Below are 10,075 nucleotides of genomic sequence, written 5' to 3'. Positions count from 1 at the left end.
TGGTGTTATCCGCCGTTCTGTTGACGGGATGTGCCGGTAGCGATGTTGCCGAGTTGAACAAGAAAGTCAGCGACATGAGCTACGGCTTGCTCTCACTGGGTAAAAAAGCCGACAGCCATGAGCGTGGCGGTTTGCCTGCGATGTCAACGAATTCACCGGTAATTGATAAGAAAACCGCCCGAGAATTCGAGGTGCCGGTGGATGTGGATACCGCAGCCGCACGAGTCAAACGGTATTACCATTTTACTTCCAGTGATGTGGTAAACACCCTGAAGGGGCAGGGGTTGGAAGGGGGGACGAAGGCGGCAGCGATCACCCAAGGGGGCTATGCCTGGGACGCGCAACCGGGGGCCTACTACAAGATGGGCAGGGATTGGGGCGCTGATGAGGGGATTGAGGACACTATTCTGATTGAGCTTGAAAAAAATGGGGCGGGGAGTCGTATGTACATTACGTTCCGCTCCAGCGAGGCCTCTCACGTTACTGAGGCTTACACAGGTCAATTGTTTGCCCAAATCAAACAGGTCGCGGAAGGCAACGTGCGCTAACGGCGTCTGTATCCGGAGATGACCCGGTGGGGTCATCTCCGCGTTTTCTTTATTCACCGGTCTTTTTATCACTGTGCCCTTTTGGGTAGGGCGTTGTGCATGCTGAACTTGACCCGTGGGAGATAGGGAGGTGCAATGAAACTCTTTCTGTGTGAAAAACCCAGTCAGGGGCGGGATATTGCCGCTGTGCTGGGCGCAACCGAGAAGAAGCCAGGTTACCTGTCAGGGCAAGGAATTGCGGTCACCTGGGGATTTGGCCATCTGCTGGAGCAGGCCAGCCCGGATGTGTACGGCGAGCAGTTTGGCAAACCCTGGCGTACCGAGGTGTTGCCGGTGTTACCGACCCAGTGGCAAATGCAGGTCAAGCCAGAGTCTAAAGCGCAGTTTGAGGTGATCGAGAAACTGTTGCTCAAGGCGGATAGTGTGGTGATTTCAACCGATGCCGACCGCGAAGGTGAAGTGATTGCCCGTGAAATCCTCGACTATTGTGGCTATCAGGGCAACGTCGAACGGTTGTGGCTCTCTGCGCTTGATGAGGCCAGCGTTCGTGCTGCACTGGCGGCGATAAAACCGGGACATGAAACCTACCCTTATTACCTGGCGGGCCTGGGCCGTTCTCGCGCAGATTGGCAAATCGGCATGAATTTGACCCGTCTATATACTGTCAAGGCCCGTGACAGCGGCTACGGCAATGTACTTTCCGTCGGGCGAGTACAGACACCGACGCTCAATCTGATCGTTGAGCGTGACCGGCATATCGCCAGTTTTGTGCCAACGCCCTTTTTTGTGGTCACGCTGGCACTGGCGTCCAACGGTCACTCATTTCAGGCGCAGTGGGTGCCCGCAGCAACCTACTGTGATGAGGAAAAGCGCTGTATCCAGCAAGGGGTAGCGCAGCAGGTCGTCCAGCTTTGCCAGCAAACGGGTGTTGCCTCGGTCACGGAGATGGAGACCAAACGCGAAACCGTCTCGGCACCTCTGCCGTTTGATCTGGGTACCTTGCAGCAGCAGTGCTCAAAGCGTTGGGGACTCGGTGCTCAGCAGGTTCTGGATATTGCCCAGGCGCTGTATGAAACCCATAAAGCGACAACTTACCCGCGTACAGACTGTGGGTTTCTGCCGACCTCGATGTTGTCTGAAGTCCCCACCGTGTTTTCCGCCCTGGTAAAAAGTGATCCTGCACTCTCGACGGTGCTGGAACGGTTGCAGGCAGGTTTTGTTTCCCGTGCCTGGAACGATAAGAAGATCACCGCCCACCACGGTATTATCCCGACAAAGCAACCTTGCGATTTGGATAGCATGAGTGACACGGAGCGTCAGGTCTACCTGCTGATCCGACAGCACTATCTGGCGCAGTTTCTGCCGGTTTATGAACAGGATGCGACCCGTGTTTCTCTCAACTGCGGCGGTCAACTGTTTAAAACCCGTGGCAATGTGGTGGTGGTGCCGGGCTGGAAAATCCTGTTTGAGAAAGAGGAAAATGGCGAGGATGCGCAAGGTAATACTGAGAATGCTCAGCTTCCTGCTATGCAGCAGGGAACACAATGCCAGGTTACTAATGCAGCCATGAAGCCCCAGCAAACCCAACCCCCGGAGCATTACACGGAAGGAACCCTGATTGCAGCGATGAAAAATGCCGCGCAGTTTGTGACCGATCCCCGACTGAAGAAAATCCTGAAAGAGAATGCGGGGCTGGGGACGGAGGCGACACGGGCCGGGGTCATCGAAACCCTGCTGGCTCGCGGTTTCATTGTAAAGAAGGGGAAGTCTTTGCGTGCTGCCGTGGTGGCCGGTGAACTGATGGACATGCTGCCCGTGCCGTTGAAAGATCCCGGCATGACCGCGCTGTGGGAGCAGGCGCTGGATGAGATCGCCGAAGGCAAGATGTCACTGGATGATTTTATGGCCAAGCAGTCAGCCTGGACGGCCCAGTTGGTCGAGAAAGGGCGTCAGCAAGCGATAAGCATCACCGTTCCGCCCTCGCCGCCGTGCCCGGTGTGCGGTGGCGCGACCTTGCAGCGTACGGGGAAATCGGGGCGTTTCTGGGGTTGTCTGCGTTATCCTGACTGTACCGGGATAGTGAACCTGCCACAGTGCACCCGACGCCGAAGTGCCGCAAAAAAGAAAGTACGCTGAAGGGTAATCAATTTTCCATTGCGCTCGATACAGCGGTTTTGTTATTTTGCTTTTGCTTCTGAAGCACCCCGTGATTACTGCGGTTACCAGTAACGTGCACCCTGCCTTTACCCGAGACAGGGGGGTACAAGACGCAAAGTCTCAGTGAAAAACGCGTCGGGTTCGAAGGCTCGGCCTCTGAGTTGATAGATGTAGTGACAACAGCCTGTGGTGCAGGCGTGCGGGGACGGTATCAGGATGATGCGGTCCCCGTTTTTTTATGCGGTATAGGGGGGGTATGCAGTTAAGCCATGATTTCAGTGGGGCTTTGAGAACGTTTGCGTACTTCATGGCCAGTGGAACGCATTACATGCTTAAGGGTGTGGATTACCTCGATTTATATGGAACCGAACCGAGTGCAATTGAAATGGTCTTCGCAATATTCGTGAATGTCATAGAGCTTGATGATGAAGGTAATGTGCTCAATTTCACGTATGCCCAAAAAAGGGCGACTGATTACTTGAGGTCCTATTGCGAACCATCCTTCCAAATAATGCCGCCGCTAGAGGACTGGGAAATGGAGCTCTATTGTCCCCCTTCACGCTGAACCCATTTGTTGTGCCGGATAAACTTAAAACTTAATGGGAGTTGGTAAAGTGTTGACTTCTTTTTAGCCCGTTTGAATAATGACCAAGCTAACTCGTTGTCCCTGACAACAGCCAATGTCCTGGTGATTTGAGAAGGACGCCTTCGGGCAATCACAAGCCAAAGCGACCTTAACCTGAGAGGACGCGCTCTAGAGCGGTAACCCCCCTGAACCTTTGAGAGCGGGGATCGCAGTGTACTGCGATGAAGGTGCACTTATCCAACTCAACAGACTGTCAGCGTCTTCACGTTGACACCCTGCGGGAAACTCCCGTAGGGGACGTTTCTCCGCGTACCGGTTTATTCCCAAGGAGAAACACCATGTCTCAAGCTACTGCGACTCAAAATCAGACCAACTATTTCAATCTGCATGTTGATGGTCTGGGGTATCTCAGCCATCTCCGTGAAATCACCACGGCCAACGGTTCATTCCTGACCTGCGTGATTAACGCCTTACACGGTTCGACTGAGAAACCTGACTATACGCGCTTCGATGTAACCGTCTCGGGTAAAGAGGCCAGCGGTTTACTCCGGCGCTGCCAGAAAGCCGTCGATGAAGAGAAAAAAGTGCTGTTGGGCTTCAAACTCAGCAACCTGACGGCAGACGTGTTCACCTTGACCAAAGGCGATCATGCAGGTGAAACCCGACCGACCCTGAAAGCCCGGCTGATAAAAATCAGTTGGATAAAAGTGGGGCAGGAGATGGTTTACAAGGCGGAGAAATCAGCGTCAACACCAGAGGCTCCGCCCAGTAACGCCAATAAACAATACCCAGACAATGCCTTCTAGCTTGTCCATGTAACACCCCCTTACGCCAGAGCTTCTCTGGCGTTTTTTTTCTTTTCGGGAAATGAGTTGTTGATTGAGGGGGCGGTTGAAGATTCGCACAGTGGGCACGTCTTGTTGACTGTTTACTGAGGATATTCATGAAACCCCTTTCCCTTTCCCTGTGTTTATTGGCGGCGGCGGTACTGACCGGGTGTGTCAAATCGCAAAAAAACCTGCCGCGTGAGCCGGTGTCTCCGCTGGCCGGTGTTCAGCTCTCCAGCAATGTTCAATCGGCGCAGCCCGACCTGTTTGCCACCCCGCTGGAGGTGGTCCGCTATGACCGTTACCTGTTGGTCAGTACCTCGCCCTCCCAGGCACAACGTGCGCCGCTGGAGCAGGTGATTGATATCCGCATACCCGCATCTCTCTCGCCTACGGTGGCCGATGCCATGCGTTATGCCCTGCGCCAGTCTGGCTTCAGCCTGTGCAGCATCACGTCAGCTAATCGTGTGCTCTACAACCAGGCACTGCCCGCCGTGCATTACCAGCTCGGCCCCCTTCGCTTGAGTGAGGCGCTGCAAATCCTGGCCGGACCAGCCTGGCAACTGGAGGTGGACGCGGTGCAACGGGTGGTGTGTCACTCGCTGCGTGACGGGTTCCGTTTACCGCCAGCGCCCACCCCTGCGCCCAGTGCCAGCAGCAGTTTTCTGCAACCTCCCGCCATCAAGACGGTGACCCCGGTTGTGCAACCGCAACTCGCTCCGGCCCCCGCCCGGCAAAGGATGCTGAAATGAGTGAAATAATGGAGGAAACCCTGCCCGTGCGTTCGGGCAAGGCGATGCAGGTGCTGCGTTATGGCGTCTTCACGCTGCTGGTGCTGTCCGTTGCCGGGATTGGCGTCAAGGTGATGCGTCAATCTGCCGAGATTGCCACCCTGCAGACGGCGTTGGGACAGGTACCGGGGCGGGATGCGGTGCAGCAGGAACTGGACCGGTTGGGCGAGCAGGTCAATCACAACCGCGAGGCGCTGACCGCCTTGTCGGCCTCGCTGGAGAGGGTCAAGGCTGCGCCCGCCGTGGATAAACCGGCGTTTGAACAGTTGGCGCAGCAGGTGCGTCAGCTCGAGACCCAAGTCAGCCAGCCGGTATCGTCAGATGCACAGGCACTGCAGGGCGTTCATGCCACGATGGCACTGCTGCTGGCCCGTGTTGACACCCTGGAACAACGGGCCGGTGCAGCACAAACACCGGCAATCAAACCAGCAACCTCTGCCGTCACTCCAGCGGCGACCGTGCCCACCGTCAAGAAATCCCCCTCCCGGAGCGCCCGGTCTGTTGCTGCCCCTTTCCGTCTGACCAGCATTGAACGGCGCGGCGGCACGGTGTTTGTCGCCGTGGCCCCGCTGCAGGCGTTCAGCCTGGCGGATATCCGGCTGATGGAAACCGGCGAGACCTTTCAGGGCTGGACGTTGCTGTCCGCCGCAGGCAATCAGGCCCAGTTTAGCGTCGCAGGTCGGACGCAGACGCTGAGCGTGCAATAAAGGAGGTTCAGGATGAAATTGACATCAATCGCGCTGGTATTGGGCCTGGGACTGGCCCCGTTTTTCTCGGCAACCGCCACATTGCAAACCGAGCAATCCCAACAGGGGAATACCGCCAGCGTCAGCACCACCTTGCAGGCGCTGGAAGAAGCGCAGTCGAAAAAAAGTGCCCAGGAGTGGGAGCTGACCACCGAGGAATGGCAACGTTATCAGCAGTTGAGTAAAGGACGGCGCGGGATTTTATCGCCGGGGTTGGACCCGATTACCACGCTGGGTATCGAGGCGCGGACGGAGGAGGAGCGTCGTCATTTCGCTGAGCTGTCGGTCAAACAGGACTTTCAACGGGTGGAGGCCGAACTGGCGTTTCAGCGTGAGGTGAATGCCGCCTGGCAACGCATCTACCCCGATATCCTGCCAATTCAGGCCGTGGGCAGCACAACGGCTGCGGGCAACGGGCGACTGGCGCTGTTCGTCCGGGCTGACTGCGGCGCTCCTTGTGAAACCAAGGTCGCCTCGCTGTTGGCCACCCAACGCCCGTTGGATATCTACCTGGTGGGCAGTGACGGCAAAGACGAGGCGGTGCGGGCCTGGGCAAAGAAACTGGCTATCCCGGTCGAGCGGGTGAAAGCCAAGACGCTGACGCTCAATCATGACCGGGGCCAGTGGCTCAAATTCGGTCAGGGGCGGATGCCGGTGGTGCTGCAACAGGGAGAGAAGGGATGGCAAGTTACCGCCTATTGAGTGCACTGGCGCTGCTGTTGAGCAGTGCCAGTTGCCCGGCCGCAGTGTCGTCCCAGATGATACCCGCGGGTTACTACCAGGTGGCGACGTTGGAGCGGGTGCCAGCCGAGGCCCTGTACAGCCTGGCACTCACCGAGTCCTCCAAGAAACTTCCTCATGGGGTTCGCCCCTGGCCGTGGACCCTTAATGTGGCGGGGGCAGGGTATCGCTATGCCACCCGGCAAGAGGCTTACCAGGCGTTACTGGAATTTATGCGTCATCACTCCCTCAAGCGGATCGACGTCGGGATTGCCCAAGTGAATCTGGGCTGGAATGGCCACCACTTTCGTTCTGCCTGGGAGGCCTTCGACCCTTACACCAATCTGCACGTGGCGGCCCGTATTCTGCGCGACTGCTACGACAAACAGCCGGGGAGCTGGATAGCGGCTGCCGGGTGTTATCACCATCCGGCGGGAGGTCAGCCTGCCCGCACTTATCAAGCTATCGTCAAACGGCACTTGAACCGCCTGCAACCGGCTACGGGGGTACTGGTCTCAAATGTTGTCGTTGAACCCACTCAGGGAGCACATCCATGAATACCCGTTTTTTAACCCGTCTCCTGATACTCGGTCTCCTGAGTGCCCCGGCTTACGCGGAACTGAGGGTGATTGCCGATTTGGGCGGCACCTCAACGGCAGCGTATTTTGAAGGCATCAACAATCAGGGGGCGACGGTTGCCCCATCGAGTGAGCCTTCTCCTTTATCCCTGTCGGCAGCCACCGGATTGCCGGTCAGTACCCCCGAATTGACACCGGGGAACGTCGAGGCCCGGGCATTGAGCCTGCCGGGGATGCGCCCGCTGTTCCTGATTGGCGATGACGATCTGTCACGTCGCTGGCTCGCAATGCGCCGTGATGCATTGGTGCAGTTGAACGCCGTGGGCCTGGTGGTGAATGTGGCTAGTGAGGCGGCGCTCAATGACCTGAAGAAACACGCCGACGGGCTGGAGTTGCTGCCGGTCTCTGGCAGTGACCTGGCGAAACGGCTGGGGCTATCCCATTACCCGCTGTTGCTGACCGAGAAAGGGCTGGAGCAATGAGACCGGGCCTGCCGCTGGAGAGTTTGCCGTGGGGGATGGCGTTGCTGTTGCTCAGCCTGCTGGTGTGGTGGGCTTTGCTCGCCCGGGGAAAGTCCCTGCGCCATCGCCGCTATCAACAGCAGGCCCAACGTATTCTTGACCGTCTCCCCCAGTTGGCGGGTGACGGTCAACGCCTCAATTACTTGCGCAAAATCAATCCCTACGTGTTTGAAGAGTTACTCCTGACCGCCTTTGAGTTCCAGGGGTACCGCATTCAACGCAACCGGCGTTACAGCGGAGACGATGGACTGGATGGACAGGTGTGGATTGAGGGACAGCGTTACCTTATCCAGGCCAAACGCTATGCCCGTGCCATCACGCCGACCCATGTGGCTGAGTTCGGTGCGTTGGTGCGCCGCGAGGGTTGCCGGGGGCTGTTTGTCCACACCGGACGCACCGGCCCCAAAAGCCGCGCCGCACTGGCGCGTTTCCCCGAGATTGAACTGCTCAGCGGGCAACGCCTGCTGGCGCTGCTGATAAAGGACATCCCCTGATGAGCGACCGCTATGTGATTGAGGCCATGCTGCGGCCTGCTGTTGAACTGAATACGGCGGTGGTGGCCGCCTGTGCCAGCTATATTTGCGTGACCGCGCCATGGGCGGTGGCCTTGGCCCCGACGGTCAGTTACGTTACCGCCGGTGGGTTTGCTCTCTTCGCCCTGAAGCGGACCCGCGAAGGTCTGTTGGTGTTGCGCTACCGGCGCAATATCCGCCGTTTGCCCCGTTATGTGATGACCAGTGCTGAGGTGCCGGTGAGCCATCAACGCCTGTTTCTGGGGCGGGGGTTCCTGTGGGAACAAAAGCACACCCAGCGTCTGCTGGCCACGCTGCGCCCAGAGGTGGAACGCTATGTGAATCCCCCGGCGCTGTACCAGGCGGCGCGCCGCTTTGAACAACGTTATGAATACCGTTATCCCACGCTGTGCAAATGGCTTGCCAGCCAGTCTGCCCTCAACCCGGTACGACCGTTGCCTGACGTCGGCGGCAAACCTGCGCTGCACGGCATCGAGCCGGATGAGGTCAATGTCTCGCTGAACCTGCTGGAGCGGGTAGGGCATATGCTGGTACTGGGCACCACCCGCGTCGGCAAAACCCGCCTGGCGGAGCTGTTAATTACCCAGGATATCCGGCGTGGCAATGTCACCATCGTGTTTGACCCGAAAGGGGATGCGGACTTGCTCAAGCGTATGTATGCCGAAGCGCACCGCGCCGGTCGTGCCAGCGAGCTGCAGGTGTTTCACCTGGGCTGGCCGGATATCAGTGCCCGCTATAACGCCGTGGGGCGTTTTAACCGTATCTCGGAAGTGGCCACCCGCGTCGCCGGGCAACTGGAGGGCGGTGGCAACAATGCGGTATTCCGAGAGTTTGCCTGGCGGTTTGTCAACATCATCGCCCGTGGCCTGGTGGCACTGGGGCAACGCCCTGACTTTGGCCTTATCATGCGTTACGTCAATAACATCAGTGACCTGTATGAGGATTACGCCGAGTTCTACCTGTCGCAACACGCCCCTGCACTGTGGGGACAGATTGAAGGGCTGGTGCCCATTCTGGATGAGCGTGATGTACCGCGCCATATGGAGGGGCGGTCGATGCGGGTGGTGGCGATTGAGCAGGTGTTGGGCAGCGATGAGGGCAAGCGGATTTACGACCCCATCCTCGATGGCCTGCGCTCTTCGGTGCGCTACGACCAGAAATACTACGACAAGATTGTCGCCAGCCTGTTGCCGTTGCTGGAGAAATTGACCTCCGGCAAGACGGCGCAGCTCATTTCCCCGGATTATACCGACCTCACCGATCCGCGCCCGATTTTTGACTGGCAGCAGGTGATCCGCAAAAAGGGCATTGTCTATATCGGCCTCGATGCGCTGTCAGACCCGGAAGTGGCGGCAGCGGTGGGCAACAGCATGTTTGCCGACCTGGTGAGCGTGGCCGGTCACATCTACAAGTTTGGTATCAACGACGGCTTACCGGGGGAGGAGGGGAAGAAAACCCCGATCAGCCTGCACTGTGACGAGTTTAACGAGTTGATGGGGGATGAGTTTATCCCGCTGATCAACAAAGGCGGCGGGGCCGGTATCGAGGTGACGGCCTATACCCAGACTCTGCCGGATATCGAGGCGCGGTTGGGCAGTGCCGCCAAAGCGGCGCAGGTGGTGGGCAACTTCAACAGCCTGGTGATGTTGCGCGTTCGCCACACCGAGACGGCGGAGCTGATGACCAAACAGCTGCCGGAGGTGGAGGTGTATACCAAAACCCTGGTCTCGGGCGTCACCGACATCTCCAATCCAGAGATGGGCAGTGATTTTACCTCCAATACCCAGGACAGAGTGAGCTCCGTGCGCACCCCGCTGATCACCCCGGCCAATGTGATCAACCTGCCAAAAGGGCAGGCCTTTGCGTTGCTGGAAGGGGGCAAGCTGTGGAAGATCCGCATGCCGTTACCTGCGGCGGGGAATGATGCCCTGATGCCGGAAAGTCTGGGAAAGATTGCTGAGTACATGAAGAAAAATTACCGCACGGGCGATACCTGGTGGTCGGGGACGGCCCTGCCGGGCGACCGGGCACCGGAGAATGATCATGATGTGGTCTGAGAAGGAGCAAA

11 protein-coding genes are annotated in these 10,075 nt (G+C 58.0%); all 11 read left to right on the top strand.

The annotated features are described in order from the left end of the window. Positions 1–548 (top strand): hypothetical protein (locus BMI79_RS21985; protein WP_083704520.1); only part of this gene is annotated, 548 nt, incomplete at its 5' end. Positions 549–683: 135 nt separating this feature from the next. Continuing rightward, on the top strand, positions 684–2,684 hold the full coding sequence (locus BMI79_RS21980; protein WP_076944281.1) for a DNA topoisomerase III: 2,001 nt from the start codon (positions 684–686) through the stop codon (positions 2,682–2,684). Between the two features lie 259 nt (positions 2,685–2,943). After that, positions 2,944–3,270, top strand: coding sequence for a DUF7677 family protein (locus tag BMI79_RS24630; RefSeq protein ID WP_425272368.1), 327 nt, complete (start codon positions 2,944–2,946; stop codon positions 3,268–3,270). A 359-nt stretch (positions 3,271–3,629) separates the two neighbouring features. Continuing rightward, on the top strand, positions 3,630–4,097 hold the full coding sequence (locus BMI79_RS21970; protein WP_076944280.1) for an STY4534 family ICE replication protein: 468 nt from the start codon (positions 3,630–3,632) through the stop codon (positions 4,095–4,097). Positions 4,098–4,234: 137 nt separating this feature from the next. After that, on the top strand, positions 4,235–4,870 hold the full coding sequence (pilL2, locus tag BMI79_RS21965) for a PFGI-1 class ICE element type IV pilus protein PilL2 (RefSeq protein ID WP_076944279.1): 636 nt from the start codon (positions 4,235–4,237) through the stop codon (positions 4,868–4,870). Then, positions 4,867–5,616 (top strand): hypothetical protein, encoded by a 750-nt coding sequence (locus BMI79_RS21960; RefSeq protein WP_076944278.1) that lies wholly within the window; start codon positions 4,867–4,869, stop codon positions 5,614–5,616. Before pilL2 ends, BMI79_RS21960 begins: the two co-directional genes overlap by 4 nt. A 12-nt stretch (positions 5,617–5,628) precedes the next feature. Beyond that, positions 5,629–6,357, top strand: a complete 729-nt coding sequence (locus BMI79_RS21955) for a TIGR03759 family integrating conjugative element protein (RefSeq protein WP_076944277.1) — start codon at positions 5,629–5,631, stop codon at positions 6,355–6,357. Continuing rightward, positions 6,336–6,932, top strand: coding sequence for a transglycosylase SLT domain-containing protein (locus tag BMI79_RS21950; RefSeq protein ID WP_076944276.1), 597 nt, complete (start codon positions 6,336–6,338; stop codon positions 6,930–6,932). The genes BMI79_RS21955 and BMI79_RS21950 overlap by 22 nt, the downstream gene beginning before the upstream one ends. Further along, positions 6,929–7,435 carry an integrating conjugative element protein gene (locus BMI79_RS21945; RefSeq protein ID WP_076944275.1) on the top strand — a complete coding sequence of 169 codons (507 nt, stop codon included), beginning with the start codon at positions 6,929–6,931 and terminating at the stop codon, positions 7,433–7,435. Before BMI79_RS21950 ends, BMI79_RS21945 begins: the two co-directional genes overlap by 4 nt. Further along, the gene (locus BMI79_RS21940; protein WP_076944274.1) at positions 7,432–7,968 is read left to right on the top strand and encodes a restriction endonuclease; all 537 of its coding nucleotides are present in this window, start codon (positions 7,432–7,434) and stop codon (positions 7,966–7,968) included. Before BMI79_RS21945 ends, BMI79_RS21940 begins: the two co-directional genes overlap by 4 nt. Beyond that, entirely contained in the window at positions 7,968–10,064 is a 2,097-nt protein-coding gene (gene traD, locus BMI79_RS21935) for a type IV conjugative transfer system coupling protein TraD (protein ID WP_076944273.1), read from the top strand. Before BMI79_RS21940 ends, traD begins: the two co-directional genes overlap by 1 nt. The last annotated feature ends 11 nt before the right edge of the window (positions 10,065–10,075 follow it).

The sequence above is a fragment of the Serratia oryzae genome (genome assembly GCF_001976145.1).
GTDB classification, from domain to species: domain Bacteria; phylum Pseudomonadota; class Gammaproteobacteria; order Enterobacterales; family Enterobacteriaceae; genus Chania; species Chania oryzae.
This window is presented reverse-complemented; position numbering and strand designations above follow the sequence as displayed.